Origin of the sequence: Herpetosiphon giganteus (genome assembly GCF_016907925.1) — a bacterium.
Classification (GTDB): domain Bacteria; phylum Chloroflexota; class Chloroflexia; order Chloroflexales; family Herpetosiphonaceae; genus Herpetosiphon; species Herpetosiphon giganteus.
Window position 1 is genome coordinate 35,869 of sequence record NZ_JAFBCZ010000029.1, and the last position, 20,345, is coordinate 56,213.

General features: G+C 50.4%; 22 protein-coding genes. 11 read left to right on the plus strand and 11 right to left on the minus strand.

The window, feature by feature from the left end:
* Positions 1-80: 80 nt before the first annotated feature.
* The gene (locus JOD20_RS21000; protein ID WP_204757157.1) at positions 81-407 is read right to left on the minus strand and encodes a hypothetical protein; all 327 of its coding nucleotides are present in this window, start codon (positions 405-407) and stop codon (positions 81-83) included.
* Positions 408-546: 139 nt separating this feature from the next.
* Between JOD20_RS21000 and JOD20_RS21005 the strand changes: the two genes are divergently transcribed.
* Both JOD20_RS21005 and JOD20_RS21010 read left to right on the plus strand, forming a co-directional pair.
* A complete protein-coding gene (locus JOD20_RS21005; protein ID WP_204757158.1) occupies positions 547-1,026 on the plus strand; it encodes a MarR family winged helix-turn-helix transcriptional regulator in 480 nt (159 codons plus the stop codon).
* On the plus strand, positions 995-1,348 hold the full coding sequence (locus tag JOD20_RS21010; protein WP_204757159.1) for a VOC family protein: 354 nt from the start codon (positions 995-997) through the stop codon (positions 1,346-1,348). Before JOD20_RS21005 ends, JOD20_RS21010 begins: the two co-directional genes overlap by 32 nt.
* 32 nt (positions 1,349-1,380) lie before the next feature.
* Here JOD20_RS21010 and JOD20_RS21015 read toward each other — a convergent pair whose 3' ends face one another.
* A complete protein-coding gene (locus tag JOD20_RS21015) occupies positions 1,381-1,824 on the minus strand; it encodes a hypothetical protein (protein ID WP_204757160.1) in 444 nt (147 codons plus the stop codon).
* Positions 1,825-1,843: 19 nt separating this feature from the next.
* Positions 1,844-2,272, minus strand: coding sequence for a hypothetical protein (locus JOD20_RS21020; RefSeq protein WP_204757161.1), 429 nt, complete (start codon positions 2,270-2,272; stop codon positions 1,844-1,846).
* A gap of 382 nt (positions 2,273-2,654) precedes the next feature.
* Between JOD20_RS21020 and JOD20_RS21025 the strand changes: the two genes are divergently transcribed.
* Positions 2,655-3,371 carry a sigma-70 family RNA polymerase sigma factor gene (locus JOD20_RS21025; protein ID WP_204757162.1) on the plus strand — a complete coding sequence of 239 codons (717 nt, stop codon included), beginning with the start codon at positions 2,655-2,657 and terminating at the stop codon, positions 3,369-3,371.
* Between the two features lie 58 nt (positions 3,372-3,429).
* A complete protein-coding gene (locus JOD20_RS21030; RefSeq protein ID WP_204757163.1) occupies positions 3,430-4,104 on the plus strand; it encodes a hypothetical protein in 675 nt (224 codons plus the stop codon).
* Positions 4,105-4,134: 30 nt separating this feature from the next.
* Here JOD20_RS21030 and JOD20_RS21035 read toward each other — a convergent pair whose 3' ends face one another.
* Entirely contained in the window at positions 4,135-6,033 is a 1,899-nt protein-coding gene (locus JOD20_RS21035) for a CHAT domain-containing protein (protein WP_204757164.1), read from the minus strand.
* A gap of 3 nt (positions 6,034-6,036) precedes the next feature.
* A complete protein-coding gene (locus JOD20_RS21040) occupies positions 6,037-7,419 on the minus strand; it encodes a hypothetical protein (RefSeq protein ID WP_204757165.1) in 1,383 nt (460 codons plus the stop codon).
* A 193-nt stretch (positions 7,420-7,612) separates the two neighbouring features.
* On the opposite strand from JOD20_RS21040, the gene JOD20_RS21045 reads away from it, so the two are divergent.
* From JOD20_RS21045 to JOD20_RS21055, 3 genes are all read left to right on the plus strand, one after another.
* Complete coding sequence (locus JOD20_RS21045; protein ID WP_204757166.1) at positions 7,613-8,413, plus strand: sigma-70 family RNA polymerase sigma factor; 801 nt, start codon at positions 7,613-7,615, stop codon at positions 8,411-8,413.
* 79 nt (positions 8,414-8,492) lie between these two features.
* On the plus strand, positions 8,493-9,311 hold the full coding sequence (locus JOD20_RS21050; RefSeq protein ID WP_204757167.1) for a hypothetical protein: 819 nt from the start codon (positions 8,493-8,495) through the stop codon (positions 9,309-9,311).
* 23 nt (positions 9,312-9,334) lie between these two features.
* Entirely contained in the window at positions 9,335-12,175 is a 2,841-nt protein-coding gene (locus tag JOD20_RS21055) for a CHAT domain-containing protein (RefSeq protein ID WP_204757168.1), read from the plus strand.
* Between the two features lie 69 nt (positions 12,176-12,244).
* Here the strand turns inward: JOD20_RS21055 and JOD20_RS21060 are convergent, their stop codons facing one another.
* A complete protein-coding gene (locus JOD20_RS21060) occupies positions 12,245-12,433 on the minus strand; it encodes a hypothetical protein (protein ID WP_204757169.1) in 189 nt (62 codons plus the stop codon).
* Positions 12,434-12,666: 233 nt separating this feature from the next.
* Here JOD20_RS21060 and JOD20_RS21065 point away from each other — a divergent pair, with 233 nt between their 5' ends.
* Complete coding sequence (locus JOD20_RS21065; protein ID WP_204757170.1) at positions 12,667-13,233, plus strand: RNA polymerase sigma factor; 567 nt, start codon at positions 12,667-12,669, stop codon at positions 13,231-13,233.
* Positions 13,223-13,963, plus strand: a complete 741-nt coding sequence (locus JOD20_RS21070; RefSeq protein ID WP_204757171.1) for a hypothetical protein — start codon at positions 13,223-13,225, stop codon at positions 13,961-13,963. The genes JOD20_RS21065 and JOD20_RS21070 overlap by 11 nt, the downstream gene beginning before the upstream one ends.
* 124 nt (positions 13,964-14,087) lie before the next feature.
* Here JOD20_RS21070 and JOD20_RS21075 read toward each other — a convergent pair whose 3' ends face one another.
* The 4 genes from JOD20_RS21075 to JOD20_RS21090 all read right to left on the minus strand — a co-directional run bounded on the left by JOD20_RS21075 (position 14,088) and on the right by JOD20_RS21090 (position 17,561).
* Positions 14,088-14,756, minus strand: coding sequence for a Type 1 glutamine amidotransferase-like domain-containing protein (locus tag JOD20_RS21075; RefSeq protein WP_204757196.1), 669 nt, complete (start codon positions 14,754-14,756; stop codon positions 14,088-14,090).
* 365 nt (positions 14,757-15,121) lie between these two features.
* Entirely contained in the window at positions 15,122-15,949 is an 828-nt protein-coding gene (locus JOD20_RS21080; protein WP_204757172.1) for a hypothetical protein, read from the minus strand.
* 32 nt (positions 15,950-15,981) lie between these two features.
* Entirely contained in the window at positions 15,982-17,052 is a 1,071-nt protein-coding gene (locus tag JOD20_RS21085; RefSeq protein WP_204757173.1) for an anti-sigma factor family protein, read from the minus strand.
* Positions 17,049-17,561, minus strand: coding sequence for an RNA polymerase sigma factor (locus JOD20_RS21090; protein WP_110514504.1), 513 nt, complete (start codon positions 17,559-17,561; stop codon positions 17,049-17,051). The genes JOD20_RS21085 and JOD20_RS21090 overlap by 4 nt, the downstream gene beginning before the upstream one ends.
* 230 nt (positions 17,562-17,791) lie before the next feature.
* Between JOD20_RS21090 and JOD20_RS21095 the strand changes: the two genes are divergently transcribed.
* Complete coding sequence (locus tag JOD20_RS21095; protein WP_204757174.1) at positions 17,792-18,193, plus strand: hypothetical protein; 402 nt, start codon at positions 17,792-17,794, stop codon at positions 18,191-18,193.
* A gap of 65 nt (positions 18,194-18,258) precedes the next feature.
* On the opposite strand, the gene JOD20_RS21100 is transcribed toward JOD20_RS21095, so the two are convergent.
* Positions 18,259-18,738 (minus strand): PRC-barrel domain-containing protein, encoded by a 480-nt coding sequence (locus JOD20_RS21100; protein ID WP_204757175.1) that lies wholly within the window; start codon positions 18,736-18,738, stop codon positions 18,259-18,261.
* Positions 18,739-18,985: 247 nt separating this feature from the next.
* Here JOD20_RS21100 and JOD20_RS21105 point away from each other — a divergent pair, with 247 nt between their 5' ends.
* Positions 18,986-20,146: a metallophosphoesterase gene (locus tag JOD20_RS21105; protein ID WP_204757176.1), complete on the plus strand. Its 1,161-nt coding sequence runs from the start codon at positions 18,986-18,988 to the stop codon at positions 20,144-20,146.
* Positions 20,147-20,345: the final 199 nt, after the last annotated feature.

A 20,345-nucleotide genomic window follows, 5' to 3' on the forward strand; every position in this document is an offset into this window, starting at 1 on the left:
TTTTCGCGATGCTTGATCAAAAATCGAACAATGATCAACAAATGCCACAGCTTGGTTTTTTGCTCCAAGCTGCGACACTTTTAGCGCAGCTGCATCCAATAGAGCCAAAGTAGTCCAATCGGCAAGAGCCAGTAAATCCGTTCGCGCAGCATCAAACTCCGTCGTTTGGCTAATGAATAAATTGCTAAGCAAAGTGCTAAACCTAATTCAACATATTTTAGATAATGCCATTGTTGATAGATCGTCAGGTGTGAGCCAGTAAGCGCTTTTGGATCGATCCCATACCAGCGTTGATCTTCGATTACTACCCAGATGATGATGCTCACAATGAATACTACGAGGGTTAATACATCAGTTAAGAGGAGCAGCCAGCTTGGGTTTTTATCAGCGTGCGGTACGTTGTACATAGTATTTCCTTCCCTTCTCAATGAATTTAATCACTCATCCGTTGATCGCCAGCTGAGTATACCAAATTTGCAGCTTGAGCATGGTATTTAGATTGACAGTAACCTGTCATAATAGTAATATATTGTCATTATGCAAAATATGAATCAACAAGCTGAGATTTTTACCAACCTCATTCTTGAGCTATTTCGCTTGAACGGGGTATTATTGGCAGTTGGCGATCGGTTGACTGGGCCGGCTGGCTTGAGCAGCGCGCGCTGGCAGGTGCTTGGAGTAGTCGAACATGGCCCAATCTCGGTGGCGCATGTGGCCCGCACAATGGGGCTGACGCGGCAAACCGTGCGCCAAACCGCCGAGGGCTTGTTCAAAGATGGCTTTATTGTCTATGCGGATAATCCGCATCATCGCCGTTCGCGGCTGATGGAGCTGACACCTAAAGCTCGGGCAGCGCTGGATTATGTGGCTCAACGCCAAGCCCAATGGGCTAGTGCTGTGGTCGCAAATCACGACCTCGCCAGCTTAAACGAGACGTTTAATACATTGTACCAGTTGCGCCAAACGCTGGAAACCTATGAGGAGACAAACGCTGATGAAACTCAATCATCTGAATCTGACGGTTGATGACGTGACGGCGGCGCACCAGTTTCTGCAAACCTATTTTGGCCTCCAAGACCTTGGCACCAACAAGAATATGGGCTTTCTGACTGACGAGTCGGGCATGGTGCTTTCGCTGACGCATATGAAACTAGCCAAGGAAAGCGAAGTCCGCTATCCTGGCTCGTTCCACATTGGCTTTATTCAGCCAAGCGAAGAGCGTGTCAACGAGATCAACCAACGCCTGCGCGACGATGGTTTCGAGGTCGAAGCGCCGCACAAGGCCCATGGCTCGTGGACATTTTATTTCACCGCGCCTGGCGGCTTTGTAATTGAGGTTCTTTGCTAAGCAGCTAGTTTAATTGATTGCTATCCAGCAGATTAGTTGCTAGCTGAAATATGGGTGGCAAACCAATAGGGCGGCGGACATGGCGGATTATGCTGCTGCACATGAGCAAGATACTCAGCGCCCACACTGCCGCCGCCCAGCGTTACCGACTTCCCAAGCTGGATTTGAATCTTCGTTTGCAGATCGCTGATGTTGCTGCCGTCAAAGGTTATGCTTGCTTTCCAAATTACCGCATAGCCTTGGGGATTGTGGGGCGAAACGAGGCGCATGCAGCCGTCCTGAATATTTAGTACGCCACTCGTAAGCGCTGCTGGCTCTGGCCATGACAAGTTTGGTTGCAGTTGCAGAAATAGCGCTGCTGGAATTGCAGTTACGAGTGAGGGCGTTGCTTGAAGTGCTTGCTCGTGAGGTTGGCAAGCACTCAGGCTCACGAGCAAGCAGCTAAGGCTCAGCCAACGCAGATATTTATTTGACATAATTGAAAAATTCATGCAATTAAACAACTGACTCAGGCATAGCAAACGCTTGAATTGCGTTGATGTAAGCTGTGCGCTCAAATTGCCAGATTGTAGTGCTATCCATCCATTTAATTGAATCAAGTCGCGAGGCTGGCAGTTCATCCAGTGTTTCATATGGTGTTTCACCAACAGCATAGCCTACTCGTGGCCAGCTAACGGTGGTTGCACTTGCGCTAACTTCGATCACGACGATCGTACACGAAAAATCACAATCATCGGGGCACATCAAGATAGGAACGATGGTTGGGATTTCATTCATTACTCGAACACGCTCCCAGACCAATTGTTGTTCTGCCTTTGTTTCAAGCCATCCAGCGATTAAGGTTGGCACAAGTCCCTCAAGATTTGAATCTTGGCAGTGCAAAGCTAGAACCTGATCGAGCGGCTGGCCGTCGATCAGCAGCATCAAATGTGGCTCGCCTGCGTAGCGAGTTTGATATAGTTCAGTGCTAATGTGGTGCATGGTAACCTCAATCTCTGCTCAATCAATGAGTTGCAAGCCACGTTTTGAGTTGCTTGATGCACTATAGCATACAGCACTCTTGTTCAATAGCTCATTAAACTGGCAACGAGTGCTTGTGCAACGTATCTTTACCAGAACCTCGCTTGCTCTATTGCAAAATCTCAATATATGGTATTGTTAGGCATTATCACGACAATTGTTCAATAATGGCTTTGCTGGCCAAATTGATGCGCAAGCTTGCTACGTTTTTGCTCAAACGCCCTCTTTCCTAGCAAGTAGCTACTCAAGCGTCGTATCGTGTTGAAATTGAAGGAGTGTCGAAGCGATGCCTAGCAATCTTGCAGCGCAAATAGCAGAAATCTGGCAGCAGCTTGTCAACCATTTTCACTGGCAATACACCCCTCACGCTAGCGCCATCATCGATCAAACGCATACATGGTGCATAACCGAATCGATTAATGATCCAACAATCATCAGGCGGCGACTAATCGCGCACTACAACGAAATGCTCTACGCTGGAATGCAAGATCAGGCGGAGGATGCAGCCCGCGATCTGCAACGAGCGTGCATGCAAGCCGGACGGCGCTCACACTATTCAGCTGACGAATTAGAAGAGTTTGCCGCCGATGCGGTGATGATTGTGATTCGCAAACTGGGCGAGATTCAGCCGCAACGCATTTTGGCCTATGCGTTTGCCTGTATGCGCAATGCCCCAAAGGCCTTAGCCAATGAGCCAAAGATGGTGAGTCTTAATGATGATTATGATCGCAACAATGGCTATCGTGATCAGTCGATCCAGCAGGTTGAGCAAGCAATAACCGAAACTGACTTGCAGCAGGTGCTCAAAGCAAGCTTGCCCAATCCGCTCGAGTTTGAAATTATCTATCGCAGTTACTTTTCCGCTGAGACACCGCGCGCGATTGCCGCCGCATTGGCGCTGAAACCAGAACAAGTGCGGTTGCTAAAAAGTCGGGCACTCAAAAAATTGCGCGAGCATCCCCACGTTAGACAGCTGTTTGAGCAACTCTTGGTGGAATCATAGCGCTTGCTGGCTTGCTCGATCGTGTATGATAATCCTGTCTATACCCAATGAGGTTAGTATGAGCTACCAAGATTCTCAGAACCCAAATGCGCGTAAGCAGCAGTTGTATAATCGCTTAACTGCTAAGCCTGAACCATGCGCCAACTATCATGACCTGCTGCTTCAAGCAGCCCAGTTAGAGGCTGATGAGGTTGATATTGATACCGATCTTCGGTTTAGCGAATTGTTTGAACACCTTGATCTCTGCCTCGATTGCGCCGAGGAATATGCTGAGGTTGTGGCAATGCTGCGTGTATATGCCAACCAGCCGCAGCCGGTTGAATTGCAAAAGCAGCGCCCATTTTTCCCCAAGCCAGCCCCAACCGCCGAGCGCAAAGATTCGAAAAAATGGCTGAAACTGTGGCAAGCAGCCAAACGCCAGCTTGAGCTAAACCTGCCCACAATCAGCCTTCAGCCGATGCTGCCAACAATGACGACAACAGCGCTGTACAATAGCCAATTAACTGAATTTACTGGCAAACCATTTTTCGTTGTGGCGCTGATCGATACCCAAAACCCGCCAGTGCTCAAGGTGACCTTACGCGAACCACAACCCAAACAATGGCAGGTCACTGTGCAAACCACCAAACAGCGCTATAGTCAAACCACAAATGCGCAAGGCAACGCTGAGTTTACAACGATTCCTGCAGCAGAATTAATTCAAGGTATTGTATTAACCTGCACTGAACTCTAAACCAGTAGCCATGCTTTACTCCAAGCATGGCTACTCGTCTTCCATCGTGCTCAAAACCATAAATAAACTTAGCAGTGACATCAGTATCGCCAAGGATGGAACTGCCAGCATCCACTGCAGATGCTTGAGTGCATAATTAAACAAGACCGGAACGAGCACCAGAAACACGAGCGTCATACACAGAATAATGATGTGGTTGAGCGTTTGAGTTTGCGGCGAATCATAGGTGCCTAAAGCCCATTGATTGCGGGTAAAGCGACGCATAAAAATAGCGCATCCAAGACTATTGCAGCTTATAAGCAACAGCAGCAGCAGATAGTTATAGGGCTTTACTCCGATTGATTGGCCAAACATAATAAAGCTGAAACTGTAGGCTGCAACCAGCAGAATATAACTCAACCCGTAGCCAAAATAAGCGCCCAAAAATTTGGTTATGCGTAAAAATCGGCTGGTTGCAGGTTCCATATAGCTCGGCTGAAAATAGGGCCGATAAAAAATCGCTAAAATTGTAGGAATAATCAACCCAAGCCAACTGAGCGTGTTGATCGTGGTTGATGCACTCTCTGCAATCTGCACTAAACTTGCATTTGGATAGTAGAACGGAATCACGATCGCGATACTTAATCCAAGCACCGCTACGCCAATCCAGCTGGTTTGAAACCAATGCAGCACCTGCGGTCGCTCTATCAGGCGTTGGCTGCGATCACCCAAGCGCATATAGTTGGTGTAGGCATCATTTAGAATCGCACCCCGATAAATGACCGGCAAGCTCCAATCGACCACAGCTGCAGGAATATGCGCTGTAATGGCTAAACGAGCTTGGGTTACTGCAAATTCGAGCGGCACACCACGATCAAGTTGGCGATACAACACTTGGCTAAAAATAACCGCAGCATCTTGGCGAATTTCCCCTTGAAACGCCACCACAAACGGGATCCCTCGCCGAATCAAGCCTAATGCCACACCTTCAACCACGCCACGTTGCTGCTCTAAGCTAGCATCATCGGTTGCTGAAGCAGCTTGGGTTGCTGCATAACAGGCATGCAACACCACCAAGCGTAGCTCAGCGCTATTGCTGAGAATCGGAGCCAAATCGGCAGCCCCTACGCGCCGCACAAAGCCTGCTTGATGGGTCAATAATAAATCATAGCGCGTCAACCCTGCTTCGATTTCAACTGGCCCACCATGCGCCACAAGATGCACCACCCGCGGCTGATGGGCGTGCATGCGTTGCAGTAACTCTTCGAGGCTGCCGGCTTCGTCAAAATAATGCTCAGGTTCAAACAGCGCGCGAATTGCAGCGCGATTAATAATGTTAGGAGCACCAATTGGATGGGCAAGCAGCGCCTCAACTGGAAAAGGTTGCGCAATTGTGCTATCTGTTTGCACGCCAACCCCCTGAACCTGGCGGACTATGCTAATGTGTGGGTTCTGCAACAAAAAATCGCGCTCAACGAATTGATCAATCTGGTTGAGCGTTGCACTCGCAGCATCCTCCAAATCCAAGGCTGTGGTGATTAATTCCCACGGCACGGCGAGCAGTTCTAGAACATCGGGATAAAAATTCAAGACAATCCGCAGCTGATGCTTGACCCGATGGGTGCGATTAATGGCTTGGGCCAAACTGCGTCGCGTTGCCGCTGGTAATAAACTGGCAACCCGATTGCCAAACGTATAGAGGTCGTGCTTACTAGGGGTGTTTAGTGGGACTGCTGAATCGATTTGCAAACTATGGGCAAGTTCTAGGTATTCGCTATATTCTTGTTGAATCGCATGCAGTTGATCGGCCCGAAAGGCCTTTTGCGATGTTACCTGGAATAAGCCGCCAACAACCGGAATCCATGAGTGTTTGGTAATGACGTTATAGGGCAACGGACTGGTTGGATCGCTCAGTCGCTTGAAGGTTAGGGTGAATTCTTCAATCTGCATCGATTATCCTTGCTGCTTGGCTTGCTTCTGGAGAAAATTCAGCTGTTCGATGGTTGATAGCAGGGCATGGCGTGGCCAGCCACGCAACAACGCCCCAGTTGGCGGGAGCAGATGGGGCTGGTCGGGGGCACGTTGCGCGTTCGCTTGCAACTCGCTGATCGCCTGTTCAAGCAAGCTCTGCGCTTCAGCAGGATAGCGCTGAAGTGCAGCATAGGCTGGTTGCGCTTCGCTACAAGTAAGAATTGTGGCAATCAGTTCCAGACAAGCGCTGAGCTGGCGGAATGCAGGGTTGGTGGCATAGGCTTTTAGGGCTGGCTGCATTTTGGCAATCAGCAGTGGCCATGCTTGTGGTTCTGCAATCTGGCTACAGGCGGTCATGTGGTTGATTAATGGGTGTAAACTGCGTGCCCGCCGATTAAGTTGGTGGAGCAGCAGAATCCCGTGTTGGTCGGAGCTAAGTTGCCAAAATACACTGGCACTGGAGCGTTGATCGTGCAAGAGTTGCTGAATGGTGCGGCGGACAGCCGGACGTTGTGCGCTTAGACGATAAACTGCGATTAATGCCTTAAACCCGCGAGCTGGATCAAGCTGATAGAGTTGGCGTAAGCTCCAACTTAAACCAATCAAGGGCAATAGGGCTAATTCATCGTAGAGCGCTGGATGATAGCGCCACCAACGCCAAGGCTGGCCTGAAAACCGTACCAAACAGCCAATCCCGATGCTGACGAGCGACTGCCAGAGCCAACTTATAGGCCGCACGATGCCAATCCATAAACCAAGCGCAAAAAAAGCCAAGCTAAACCACAATGTACCGATCATTGGAATTAAGCCAAACTGCATCCACAGCAACATCAAACCAAGCCAAATCCGCGTCGTTAACATTGTGGGTAAGGCAATATGGGTTGTCACAAATAATGATCCCAGTGCACAGCCAGTTACGATCAAAAACAGCATCAACAAGCGGGGATCATTGGTCTGCAAAAATTGCAACATCACGGTCGAGAGGCCAAAAAATGCAGGAACCCATGCAAGCTGCATGCGCAGCGGCCAAAAAGCATAATACGAACGCTGCAAAAAAACTGGCTCGCTCAAATAAAGCCCATCGGCAACCCGATAACGAAATGCATTGCTGGTTCCCATGACGATTGCCAAGGCACAAATTACAACCAAGAAAAGTTGGGGCAAAAGCAGGCTGATGCCGAAAAGAAGCGGCGGAGTGTCAAGCATCAGCAGTAATCCAACGCCAATCGTTACCAACCAAAAGCCAAGCCACAACGCCAGTGCTAAGCCGAGTTGACGATAGCGATAGCGCTGGCGATGGAGATTCAGCAACAGCTGGGTTGGATGCAGCAATGCATCACGAATAATCGCAAACAAATCAAGCATCAGGCTATCCTCGATTCAATCAATCCTAACTATGTTTGCATGGCAGTAGTTTTGGTTTATCGGCTATTCTGGCGTATTATACCCAACAATTGCTGCGAGCGATTTGGCAACGATTGGATTGTATTCAGCCTTGCGATAACAGCTATACTAGCGATGAATTAAACCACATCTGCATGTTGACAAGGGATAACCCATGATTGTAAACCAAACCGATGATCTATCCCAATATCGGGTTCTTTTGGCTACACTGAATCGGGAGCACCATTGGCAATTAACCCAAACCGAACAAGATCGCTATCTGCAACAATTAAAGCCGTGCTTGCTTGCTACCGAAGGTGAACAGCGCTTAAACTCAATGCTCGCCAACTATCATTATGATCACGGGATCGTGGCCAAATTCCAGACTGGCCATGGCTTTGATCAGCAGGATTGGAAGGAATGGCTGCAAACGGTTCGCACTGTATTAGCGAAGAATGGCCTCGATTGGAGTCGCCAAATTGCCACTAGCCACGAAGATTTGGTGCAAATTGCGCTCAATGGCTTGCTCGAAGCCTTGCCAAGCTATTGCTATCGTAGTCGCTTTAAAACGTGGGCTTATAAGGTGTTTTTGCGGAGTGTGCTCCAACATTTACGCCTCTTTCAGGCAAGTAAACGGACAGCTGAAATCCTTTCGCTCGATCAAAGCATCAATGATCAGTCCAGCCTTGAAGTTGCCGATAGCCACACCCCTGATCCTGCCGAGCAGACGCTGGCGAATACGCTGCAAAGCTTAATTTATCGGGTTTTGCAGCAACATAGCGATCAACGGCTGCCAGAAATTTTTCGCTTGGCCAAGGAAGTTGATCTGACGGTTACCGAAATTGGGCAGCGATTTCAATTAAGCCCTGGGCGCATCTCCGATCTGCTCAAACAAGCTCGGCACTTGCTCCAGCAGCATCCAACGATCCGCGATTGGTATAATCCAGATTCAGCACCTGATGAAGCATTCAATTAAACGGGGCGCGATCAAACGATGTTGGGCTTTTTGCTGCCGATAGACAAACCAGCGTGTATCGATTGATAGGAATTATGGCATGATCAATTCATCAATTCATCAAGAGCTTCAACTATGGCTTGAACACATAATTCAGGAGCAGGCCATTCACCAGCCGCACGCACAGTTGTATCAGCATATCGCTACATGCGATCACTGTCGCGGAATGACGATTTTAGTAACCCAAACGTATCCACAGCTTTTTCCTAGCCCTGTGGCTTGGAGCTGTGATGATGCATGCGATGAGCTGGAACTCTTTATTGAGACAGAACGCGTTGATGCCCATCAAGCGGTTCATGAGTTTCCTGCTGTGTGGTGGCATATACTTAGCTGCGAGGAATGTGCCGCGCTGTATACAAGTTTACGGATTGTGGATCATGCTGAATCGCTGGGAGCGATAGCTACGCCACCGCTATTTAGCGCCAACCAACCAAGCATGCCCGCAATGCTTGCTGGTCAATTGCTGCAAGCAACGTCGCCAACCTATAGCATTACATTCGAGCGCGAATTTCTCAATCGTGCGCTCCAGATTAGCCAGCAACCGACGGTGCGGCGCTATCGATCCGAGCATGCTGAAACGGTCAAAATTTTAGAAGATAACCCGCAACTCCAAATTGACGATGTGCAGTATCACTTCACCGTTTTGCTCAAAATAGGCCGGAATGGGTGGAGTTTGGTTGCAACCTTAGAGCCACAATTCGCTGGTTGGCTAACTGTTCAGCTTGGTCAGCAACAGTATCGCCAGCAATTTGATCAGACTGGGAGCGCGAGCCTGAACAATCTTGCGCCCGATCATTTATTGCTCATCGATGGGCCAGATTTAAGCATAACGCTTGATCCAGCGCTATTAAATGCCTGATCGTCAGGATAGAAGGATGCTGCATGTTTATCCCAAGTTCTGTTCCGTCGGCCTATCGGAGCTGTTTACAGCTTGCAGATACCAACCCTCGGCAATCGGTGCTGCACGCCAAGCATGGGCTACTGCAAACAAGCAGCAATGAACCTCTGGCGCAAGCTTGGGCGTTCTATAGCGTGGGCTGGACACTCTTTCGCTGGGAACGCTTAAGTGAGGCCGCCACGTATTTTGAACAAGCGCTTGACTACTTTCGCTCCATAGAGGATGCTGCTGGGCTGCTCCATTGCCGAGTTGGCCAGGTTTTTATTGGCTGGATGAGCGGCGCAGGTCGTAGTTTACAGCAAGAATGGCAGAGTTTGGTTGCTGCCTATCAGCTGCTGGGCGATGAGCAGGCGGTTGCTCAATTGCAAATCTATCAAGCTGCGCATTTGAATATGCTTGGCGATACAGCCCACAGCATCGCTCAATTAACCACGTTGGCCAGTAATACTTTACATAATATATCGCCGAGTAACCTCGCTCGACTCCAGCGAATCTTGGGAGCAGCCTACCTCAATCAAGCCGATTTCCCAACTGCTGAGCGCTACTATCGGGACGCGTTGCAAACCTTTCGCCGCTTAAACTGGCAACCTGAGATTGCCAAATGCCTATTTGAACAAGCGCGCTTGGCTGAACAAAGGGGCAAATATCGACTGGCAATCTCGCTGCTCCAAAAAGCGCGTGATCTTGCTGCCCAGCATGAATTAGTGCTGCTCAAATCCCAATGTGAGAAAGGCTTGGGCCTTATCTATAGTCGATTGGGCTATTATCAACAAGCGATCGAACTTTTGGTGACTGCCCGAAGTTTATTTATTGCCAACCAACGCCTCGATCAAGCAGCCCAATGTGATCATAACCTTGGGATTATTTTCTATTATTATGGCCTTTTTGATTTTAGCCAAGCATTCTATCGTCGAGCACAAAACAGCTATCAAGCGCTGGATAAAACCCATGATCTGTTGATCGTCCAACGCAATCAAGCATTAATTGTACGTCGTCAAGGCCAGCCTGAAGCAGCGCTCCAGCTCCTGCAACATTTAGCTGAAGCTGCCCAGCAGACCAATGATCTTGGCGAGTTGGCGGCAATTTTTCAGGCGCAAGCCCAATGTTGGAATGATCAAGGGCGACATGAGCAAGCACTGGACGCGATCCAACAAGCCTACGCCTATTTCACCGCAATCCAGCATGCTGACGCAATGGGCGAATGTTTGCTGGAGTATGCAACAACTGCGCTATTATTAAATAAGTATGGCCAAGCCCGCGACTATTTTCAACGAGCCAAGCGCTTGCTAAACAAACGCCCGATGTATATGTGGTTAGCGGTGTATGGTCTTGGGCGTTGTGCTCACGCGCAAGGGCAGCTTAAAAAAGCGCGTATGTACTACCAAAAAGCGCAGGCGATTGTGCTTAATATGCGGCGCTCAGTGCCAAGCGAGCATGCCTCAAGTGGCTTCTTTAGCCAAGCTCAAGCGCTCTATGGCGATAGTCTGAGCGTTACAATGACCCTTGGCGATGCAGCCGCCATCTTAGAAGTTGTTGAACAACATCGGGCCGTAACCTTGCAGCACTATCTCAACCAACCAGCGGCGCATATGCCATTAACCCTGCGCCAGCTGTATCAGCAACGCCGTGAGACCTTACAACACCTCATCAATGCCGCTGCTCCTGAGCATAATATTAACGAGGCACTCCAAGAATACCTCTTGCTGAGCCTTGAATTACGCCATATTGGCTTCGTGCCAGCAACGCCAATTGCGGATCGGTTTGAGCTTGATCGCATTCGGCAGCAGTTTGATCTTGCCTATGGCACGGGGTGGATCTGCTTGATTTATAGTTTTTATGGCGAGCACTTATTGATATTCAGCTTAACCACGACCAGTTTGGCCATGACTCAACAGCGAATCACGCCCCAAGCACGTCATCTTTTAAACCAACTGACCAAACCAGAATATCGCGAATTTACCTACGATGATTATGCTTATGCGCATGGACGCAGCGCCAAACGTTGGTCGATTTTGCACCAAGCCCAAGCCTTGTTATTGCCAAGCGAGATTGGGCAATTAAGCGATCCTGATCATCACCTCTTGTTGCTTCCCGATGAGTGCCTGCACGATTTGCCATGGGCGGCCTTAGCCTATCGGTCGCAACGCCTATGCCAACATGCTGTGTTACACCAGATTCCTGCTTTGCAACGCATGCCAAGCATTGAGCGAGCGGGCCGAAGCCCAAACCTTTTATTTATTGGGTGTAGCTTTCGCGACAGTGAAGATCCATTAATCTATGTGCTTGATGAGCTAGAACAGGTTCAGCAATATTGGCAGCATCCAATCGAAATTTTGTTGGATGAAAGCGCATCACGGCAACGCATCGTGCAACCTACGCCGCAAACCACGCTGGGCGATTATAGCCATATTCATATTGCAACCCATGGCCAGATGACCTCGCAACAAGGCTTACGCGCCTACATCAAACTCCATGATGGCGCTATTTTCTATGATGAAATTTTGCAACTGCAAATAGCCGATGCGTTGGTTATTCTGTCGGTTTGTCAGGGCGCTGATGGTGATGTGTTACCGGGCGCTGAGGTATTAAGCTTAAGTCGGGCTTTTTTAGGGGCTGGTGCGGCGGCGGTTATTTGTCATTTGTGGTGGGTAGACGATGAGTATGCGGTCGCAATGATGGATCGATTGTATCAACAGCTTCGCTTGGGCTATGCTGCGCCAACTGCGTTAGCCTATGCCCAACGCCAATGGATTGAGCAGCAACGCGATTTAACTACTGAGCAATCATCAGCCATCTGGAGTGGCTGGTCGGTTATTGAGCGTTAAGCAGGTCTCCGTTAACCAGTGGTGGTACCACGTCCACTGATTAAGCCAACCGTGCCTGAGCTTTAGATCCTAGCCGCCACCATTTCCACCGTTTGCGCCACCAGGATCAGCCATCAATACTGGCTCATCAGTTGTGAAACTTGTTGTTTGGGCAGCATCCACGCTTGGTTGGTTGCTTGGCTTGATCGCAACGTGACTAACGATTGCCCCAATGGTCATCAAGCCAATGACCAACCCGTGTACGATCTGGCGTTTCATCAATGAACTCCTTTCAATCAGCGATCCATTTGCTGGATTCGCCAAGAAAGAAGGAGTTTTGGCTAAAACGTATCAAGGTTGGATCGGTTTATGGTGGTTAATAAGTGAAGCAGGCAGGATTACCACGTGGTGATCCTGCCTGCTTCTTTTTGGGTGGGCTGCTATGTAAGATTTTTGTTGTTGCTGCGTTTCCTTTTATATAACCTACTCAATGCATCCGAGAAGGAGCGCCTATGGATCTTATTACGCGGGTTCGTGATGTGTTTGGCGTGGCTCATCCGCTGGCAGACCCAGCCAGTTTTGCGCTGTTCTATCAGCAAACCCATGCCGTGGTTTTTCGCTATGTGTATATGTTGCATGGCTCACCCAAAAGCGATGTCGAAGATTACACCGCTGAGGCGTTTGCGCGGGCATGGAAGCAGCGCCATCGCTTCAGTGGCAACGATGAAGCAGCGCTTGGCTGGATTATTACGATTGCGCGGCGGATTGTCATTGATCAACAACGGCGAGTTTCGAGCGCAGCAACACACCAACTAGACCAAGCAGATCTGCCGTCCACGCCTGAACAACAAGCCCTGTTGCGTGAGCGGCAGCAGTTGGCGCTCGAATTGCTCAATCATGTTTCATTGAACCAACGCGATCATCTGATTATGCGCTACTTTCTAGGCTGGCGCGTGCAGACAATCGCCCAACACCTTGGCTGTTCCGAGAGTTCAGTGTCGGTCAGTATCCATCGAGCCTTGAAAATTCTGCAAAACCGCTATCCAACGTTAGCAGAGGAGCTGTTCCATGACGCATAATCAATTAAACGACCAGGTTCAACCAGCAGCCGAGCAAGCGATTAGCGCATTGTTGCGCGACTTTGGCGAGCATCCGAGCAAGGAATTTCATGCCCGCCACGCTGATGCACCATGGATGCAAGCCAGCGCGCCGAAACAACGTCGACCCTTTGGCTGGCGCGGTATGCTGATGGCCAGCTTAACGTTGTTACTCGTAACGCTGTGGTTTGCCGCTCCAAGCGGCTTCGTGGCAGCACTGAACGAGTTCTTCGGCTTGTATCGTGCCCCATCAGATACGGTCGAATCAGCAACTGGGCCGTTCCTTACGCCACCAACGGTTGCAACGATTGCAGAAGCCGAGGCCCTGGTTGGCTTTGATATTCTGACTCCGGCCCAACTTCCACCTGAGATCCATGGCACCCAAATTATGGTCGATGGCGAACACCCAAATATGTTTGCCCACATCAATTATCTTGATGCAGGTGACAATTCGCGCGTCTCGTTGAGTGCCCAATATGGCCCGCTCTATCTTCAGATTGGTGCGACTGCTGAGGTTGAGGTCGTTCAATTGGGCAATGCCAGTGCTGAATATTTCCAAGGCGGCTTTATTAATAAAGGGACAGTTGCTGAGTGGGATTCGAACTATCCCAATAAAACGCTGCGCTGGCAGGTTGGCGATATTTCTTATATGCTTTCTTCAGTGAACCTCTCCAAACAAGAATTGATTAATTTTGCGCTAAGTTTGCAATAACGGTCGTAACGATCATCAAGCCCCCATTTCCTAATCAACAAGGAAATGGGGGCTTGATACTTAACGATTTATATACAAAATAGTATGCTGAACAGAATAAACATAAAAAATAGACGAGTGCTGATTAACCAAATTGCTGCCACTGACCTTCAGAAACAACCTCAACCGCCGAGCCAACGACTTTGATTGCTGTTTGATCGTCGATTGCATAGCTTGGCCCATTCAGGCTGGCGGCCCATGTTTGCGCATTGGCCAAGGTATTGTGCGGCAAGGCTGGATGCTCAAGGTGTGGAAAGATACTAAAATTTACCAATCCCAAGGTTTTGTCGTCGCCCCCATGCGGCGGAGTCCAATTGACAAAGAATTGACCAATCGCCGGAGTCAGCACCATACTGCCAGCACTCAGCCCAACATACAGGGTTTCGCTCAATGTTGGGAGTAATTCAGCCAAGCCCGATTGCTGCATCCAATAGTGTAAATACAGCGGATCACCACCGCCGACCAAAAGCACATCGCAGGCTTGAACCTGCGGCAACCAATGCGCCCGACCAAGGCTGGGCAAGGCCGTTAGTTCTAAAATCCCCAAGGATTTCCAGCCCAATTCGCACATCGGCGTTTGCGGCTCGTTGCCGCTACTGAAGGCCCAAGCTTGGCCAAAGCCGCCACGATTGGCATAGCTTGCAGTTGGAATACACAGCGCGTTTGATTCAGCGATTGGTTTGCTTAACAAACTAACAAGCGCCGCATGAATACTGGGGTTAGTCATGCCTGCCGAAGTAAGCAGATACTTCATCATTAACACTCCAAATAAGCTCATCCGTTCTATTGTAAATGTGTTGTCAAGCGTGGATGGCCGCATTGGAAGCCAGCTGGCGGTCGAGTTGATCATTAAAGCTAGCAGCAATAGCCTGCGGAAAATGATGGGGTGCTGGAATGGTGCCCCGACTAAGCCCGTATGGTCTCAGATGGGCGAACGACGATCCTATCGCTATGAATTCGCACCAGCACTATCGCTATGAATTCGCAGCATAATTGTAGCCGTTCGTATGCGCATTATCGATGAGCAGCTATCGAAATTAATATTTAAATTGACATAATTATTATAGCGCAGTGCCGCGTACTTGATTAAACCAAGTACGCGGCGTTGTAGCTTCAGGATTAGTCCACGACCAAGGTCAATTCCGAGCCACCCACAGTTGAAACTTGGTAGCTGCCCGGATTGGTGGTGGTTAGCACGATGAACGTCACTTGGCAGCGATTGGCATAACAGCCAAGTTGGGCCACAAGCGTGCCATCGAGCATTAAGTCGAACGAGCGCGCCGATTCGTTATACAGCCCACCACTACAGTGAATATAGCCACCATTGCCAACGACCTCCACCGAGCCACCAGCCGCAACGCTGCTTGGATTCAAACTGACTAAACTGGGCGGAATCAGGGTTGCGGTTTCGTTAGCAGGGCAACCACTGAGGCCGCCGACTGGTGGCATAAAGGCCGCACTGGTTGCTAGCCCATTGAACACTGTTGGCAGGAAGGTTGGCCGTTCGTCTTGTACGTCGAGCCGCAGCTGCGAGCCACCAACAGTCGAGACTTGGTAGTTGCCGGGATTGATCGTGGTTGGCACGACGAACGTCGTTTGGCAGCGATTGGTATAGCAACCAAGTTGAGCGACAACCGCACCATCGAGGGTTAAGTCGAACGAGCGTGCCGATTCGTTATACAAGCCACCACTACAACGAATATAGCCGCCATAACCGGTGACTTGGACTGTTTCGCCTGGTAGCGGATTGGTTGGCGTGAGGGTGAGCAAGGTTGGTTCAATCAGCTCTTCGGTCTCGCCTGGCGGGCAATTGAGCGGAGCGAATGGGCTAGCTTGGTTGGTGGCGTAGGCCACTGGCATGCGCATAAACGCGCCACCAAGAGCAATAATGGCCATCATGATCCAGACGCGAAGCAATGGGCGCTTGCTGAAATGAGTGCTGTGCATTGGGCTTCCTCCTAATAACAATAACAATAAAATTATGGGGTTGCGGTTGGTAACGACGGCGTGCTGGTTGGCGGCGGCGTTGGTGGCAAGGTATCGGTTGGCGTTGGCGCAACACTGGTCGCTGTTGGGGTTGCAGTCGCTGGCGGCCCTAGAGTGCCAATCGCCGTCAGCGGCGGCAACGACGGTTCGGTCGGCGTTGGCGAGCCTGGAATCACAGTTTCGGGAGGGCCTTGGGTTGGAACCGTGGTTGCAATCGGCGGCATGGTTGGCAATCCTTGGGTCGCGCTTGCTGTCGGCTGCGAGCCAGTTGTTGGCACAGGGCTGCTTGGTGGCACGCGGGTTGGGCCAGTTTCCTTGGTCGGCGCTGGAACGTCAGTTGGCTCGGTGCTCACTTCGGGCATGGGCGTGGCTGATGGCAGCGCATTGGTCGCTTGCGGTGAAGGTACTGGCTCATTGGTTGGCACTGGAATGGTGGTGGCCAATGGCGGTGAGGCCACCGGAATCGTTGGCGGATTGGTTGGCACGCTGGTTGGTTGCACCTGAACGCTGGTTGGCACGACTGGGATTGAACTTGGCAGTGGCTTGGCGACCATGGTTGGTTGGTTCGATTGGGTTGGCGTGAGCGCTGGTTGGCTGGTTGTTGATGCAATAGGCAAGGTTGTCGCGCTCGGCTGCACGACGCTCAAGGTTGGCGTGGCTTGCACAACTGCAACAGCGGGCGATGCACTTGCCAGCGGTGTTTGCAGCTGGGCAATCGTTGCAGGCTGCTTGATGGGCATTCGATTGAGGGCTTCAATGCCGAACCATGCCAAAAGCAGGGCCATTGCCGCCAGTTGGAGCAAGCGCGCAGAGCGACGTTGCCAAAAGCGGGTTGGCTGGGTTTGGCCCAGAATCTGGGCGTGAATTGCGGCGACGGTTGCGATTGGCGGGCGGGCATCGCTCTGCACCAGTAGCGCAAACGATTGCTCGGTTTGGGCCTCTAGCTCGGCCAAGAGCGCATTGCATTGCTGACAGGTTGCGAGGTGCTGCTCAAAAGTGGCGGCATCCGCTGGAGCCACATCCGCAGCCTGAGCCAATATGGTTTTAATCTCAGCACAATTCACAATTCACTCTCCCCGGTATACAAGTCTCGAAAGCGATGGCGGGCACGATGCAGGCGCACCCGCACGGTCGAGACGTTTTCGCTGAGCAACTCGGCGATTTCGCTGGGGCTAAGGCCAACGCAATGCGCCATCACTAAGAGTTCTGCTTCACGCTGGTTGAGCCGAACCAAGCAATCACGCACGTCTTGGGCGGTTGCAATCGCGTGTTCATGCGAAGGTGTGCTGGTCTGAAATGGCAGCCAGCTCCAGCGGCGTTTGCGTCGCAGCATATCAATCACCAGATTGCCCGCAATGCGGCAGAGCCAAGCATAGGGGTTATTTGGCAAGGCTTGGGTGCGGAGGGCAACAAGCGCCTTGGTAAAGGTTTCTTGCAGCAAATCAGCCGCTTGTTCCTCATCGCCGATCAAGCGCACAAGATAGCGAAAGATCGCGAGGTTATATTGGTCAAACCACGCGGCCAAGCGTTCTCGCACGGCAGCCTCGGCCAGAGGCACTGAGTCAACCACCATACACAATCCTTACATCCAGATCAAAAGAATTGCCTTTAAAGACGAATAAGCATGCCCTAGCATTTCAACAATGCAAACGAATTTCAAAAATTGCTCAAAATCAGTGGTTTTCGGTGATATTTCGTGCGCGAATGGCACATTTGAGGCGTAAGTAATGTTTGCTGCATAACCCAAGTATGCTACACTCAATTTGAGTCAATCATTGGAGTAACGAGGGAGCAGCAATGGGAATGAGACAGATTAAGGTTGATCGTAATTGGGTGTTTTATTCAATGATGATTCATACTTGGACACCCTCAGAACAGCAGCTTCCCGACTCACTCTATCTTGATGATCGCCAGAATCAAGCATTGTTTATCCGTCATTTTATTCAACCTCGCTTTGAACCCGCCACGAATCCTGCTGAAGTGCGTGCCCAATATCACATGAAAGAATCGCTGCGTTATTGTCTCAATGTCTATGATGAGCGGATGAATTATGACTTCAATAAGGTTTGGCTGCAATTGATTGAATGGACGCTTTCGCCCACTGATCGCTATAAATTTTTGTGTCATGCGTGGGAGCTGTTATTTCCTGATGAGCCGTGGCAGATGGATGCATTAACCATGAGCTGGTATGTTGAGGTTACTTAATAAACAAAACCTGCCATGGACTGAGCATGGCAGGTCAAATTGATCTGTGTTACAGAGCTTTCAGTTTAGGCTTGTGGTGGCTGTTCAACAATAATCGCATCATTGCCAAACGAGCGAACCTGCTCAACGGGCAGCAGGCTGCGGCCCCGCAAATCTTGAAAGAAGCCTTGTTTAATTTGATAGCCAAGGATTGTGCCGCGCTCATCGATCGATAAATCGGCAACGGTGCCAATTTGGGTTCCATCAACCGTGATGATCGTTGTGCCAGTAATTTGATGGGCTTGTTTAATCAGCGCTGCTAATTCAGGATCTTCTTTAATCGTTGTATAGAGCGGATCGCCACTTACCAACACAATATCCCCAAGGCTAATGACTTGCTCCCAGCGAATAACCCGAGCGCTGGATAACAAGCCACCAATATCGATCAGCAGGGCAACAACCCGCGTTGGTGGTTGATCGAGCACCACATCTTGCACGCTGGCGATGCGCTCTCCGGTTGCTTGGGCGATAACTGGTTTGCCAAACAAACTGTTGACCGTATACATATCCAAAACTCCTTGTAGCTAGGTTGATTGTTCTGAAGCCACTCCAAAGCACATCCCATTCCAAGGACGAAATTGAGGATGCGATTGCATTGACAGCCCTACTGTACCTGCCTATCATTCTTGTAGCATGTTCGATCGAGCTCGATTGAATGTTGCTCAGCGCTGCGGCTGCTGAATCAGCTCAGCTGCGTTTTTTGGCCTATTCGCATCGCCATAGGCCTATGGCGATCAGTGAGAAAGTATTGGCATGACCTTCGTCTTCTTCGCGCTCGTCTTCGTGCTGTACGGCGGTATCAATCTGTATATTGGTCGGCGGACATGGCAATGGTTGCAGGCCATTGCTCCCCAGCGAATTCCGCGCTGGCTCTTTTGGCTCAGCTTTTGGCTCCTCGCTAGCACTCCATTTGTAAGCCGCTTCATTGCTGGCCGCGTCCCAACGAGCCTGATGGCCCTACTTACGCCAATTGGTGGCTATTGGATGAGCATTTTTGTCTATGCAGGCATGCTGCTCGGCCTCGTTGATCTCATTCGCTTAATGGTGCGTTTGACTGGTAGCGCTCCCAAGGGCGTGGGTTATTCGCGGCGCACGCTGCTTGCCGCTGGTGCAACGGTGATTGGGCTGCTGGTGGGCTTAATTGGCTATGGAACCTGGCGCGCACGCACTCCAGTCGTGGCCGAATATACGATTAGCGTACCCAAACAGGCTGGGCCAGAGCGTGAATTAAGCATCGTTTTGGTGTCGGATACTCACCTTGGCTACAGCAATAGTGTTGGCCGCGTGCAAGCAATGGTGGCGATGGTCAATCAACTTAAGCCCGATATTGTGCTGATTGCAGGCGATATTATTGACGACGATTTGCAACCATTTAATGATCAAGCGATGGCGAACGAGCTGAGCAAGCTTGAGTCGCGGCTGGGCAACTACGCGATTATGGGCAATCACGATGTGCGCGCCGATGAATTGGCACTCTTTCGGGCCGACCTCGCGCAGGCTGGGATTCAGATGTTGGTTGACGAGTGGGTCACGGTCGATAATAGCTTGCTGTTGGTTGGCCGCGATGATATTGGCGGGCCACGCACCTCAGGCGATGTGGTTGGCGTGCCCTTGACTGAGATTCTGCAAGGCGCTGATCGCTCATTACCGCTGCTGATTATGGATCACAATCCAAACCGTTTTGATGATTCGGTTGCGGTTGAAGCCGCACTTCAGGTTTCGGGGCATACTCATGCTGGGCAATTATTCCCCTTCACCTTAATTACTGGCCTGAGCTATGAGCAACAATGGGGCCAATTGACCAAAGGCCCAAGCAATCTGGTGGTTTCATCGGGCTTTGGCACGTGGGGGCCGCCAATTCGGGTTGGCACGGTTCCCGAAGTTGTGCAGATTAAGCTGCGTTTTGAGCCATAGGCTAAGCAATAAACCCATTGCATAAACAAATGCCTCCGATTTGATTCTGGATGGTGCAGAGGCTCCACTGACTCCAGCCCAATGGCGCTTGGCCGAGCAGATGAAGCAGTACTGGGCCAACTTTGGAGGATGCACAACATAAGGGATGTGCATCCTCCTCTGCCTTCGGCGTATATGCTGCACAACCATAACCAAGCGG

Coding starts and splice junctions, on each gene's coding strand:
- JOD20_RS21000 (WP_204757157.1), bottom strand. CDS start 407: ATGTACAACGTACCGCACGCTGATAAAAACCCAAGCTGGCTGCTCCTC.
- JOD20_RS21005 (WP_204757158.1), top strand. CDS start 547: ATGAATCAACAAGCTGAGATTTTTACCAACCTCATTCTTGAGCTATTT.
- JOD20_RS21010 (WP_204757159.1), top strand. CDS start 995: ATGAAACTCAATCATCTGAATCTGACGGTTGATGACGTGACGGCGGCG.
- JOD20_RS21015 (WP_204757160.1), bottom strand. CDS start 1,824: ATGTCAAATAAATATCTGCGTTGGCTGAGCCTTAGCTGCTTGCTCGTG.
- JOD20_RS21020 (WP_204757161.1), bottom strand. CDS start 2,272: ATGCTGCTGATCGACGGCCAGCCGCTCGATCAGGTTCTAGCTTTGCAC.
- JOD20_RS21025 (WP_204757162.1), top strand. CDS start 2,655: ATGCCTAGCAATCTTGCAGCGCAAATAGCAGAAATCTGGCAGCAGCTT.
- JOD20_RS21030 (WP_204757163.1), top strand. CDS start 3,430: ATGAGCTACCAAGATTCTCAGAACCCAAATGCGCGTAAGCAGCAGTTG.
- JOD20_RS21035 (WP_204757164.1), bottom strand. CDS start 6,033: ATGCAGATTGAAGAATTCACCCTAACCTTCAAGCGACTGAGCGATCCA.
- JOD20_RS21040 (WP_204757165.1), bottom strand. CDS start 7,419: ATGCTTGATTTGTTTGCGATTATTCGTGATGCATTGCTGCATCCAACC.
- JOD20_RS21045 (WP_204757166.1), top strand. CDS start 7,613: ATGATTGTAAACCAAACCGATGATCTATCCCAATATCGGGTTCTTTTG.
- JOD20_RS21050 (WP_204757167.1), top strand. CDS start 8,493: ATGATCAATTCATCAATTCATCAAGAGCTTCAACTATGGCTTGAACAC.
- JOD20_RS21055 (WP_204757168.1), top strand. CDS start 9,335: ATGTTTATCCCAAGTTCTGTTCCGTCGGCCTATCGGAGCTGTTTACAG.
- JOD20_RS21060 (WP_204757169.1), bottom strand. CDS start 12,433: ATGAAACGCCAGATCGTACACGGGTTGGTCATTGGCTTGATGACCATT.
- JOD20_RS21065 (WP_204757170.1), top strand. CDS start 12,667: ATGGATCTTATTACGCGGGTTCGTGATGTGTTTGGCGTGGCTCATCCG.
- JOD20_RS21070 (WP_204757171.1), top strand. CDS start 13,223: ATGACGCATAATCAATTAAACGACCAGGTTCAACCAGCAGCCGAGCAA.
- JOD20_RS21075 (WP_204757196.1), bottom strand. CDS start 14,756: ATGAAGTATCTGCTTACTTCGGCAGGCATGACTAACCCCAGTATTCAT.
- JOD20_RS21080 (WP_204757172.1), bottom strand. CDS start 15,949: ATGCACAGCACTCATTTCAGCAAGCGCCCATTGCTTCGCGTCTGGATC.
- JOD20_RS21090 (WP_110514504.1), bottom strand. CDS start 17,561: ATGGTGGTTGACTCAGTGCCTCTGGCCGAGGCTGCCGTGCGAGAACGC.
- JOD20_RS21095 (WP_204757174.1), top strand. CDS start 17,792: ATGAGACAGATTAAGGTTGATCGTAATTGGGTGTTTTATTCAATGATG.
- JOD20_RS21100 (WP_204757175.1), bottom strand. CDS start 18,738: ATGTATACGGTCAACAGTTTGTTTGGCAAACCAGTTATCGCCCAAGCA.
- JOD20_RS21105 (WP_204757176.1), top strand. CDS start 18,986: ATGACCTTCGTCTTCTTCGCGCTCGTCTTCGTGCTGTACGGCGGTATC.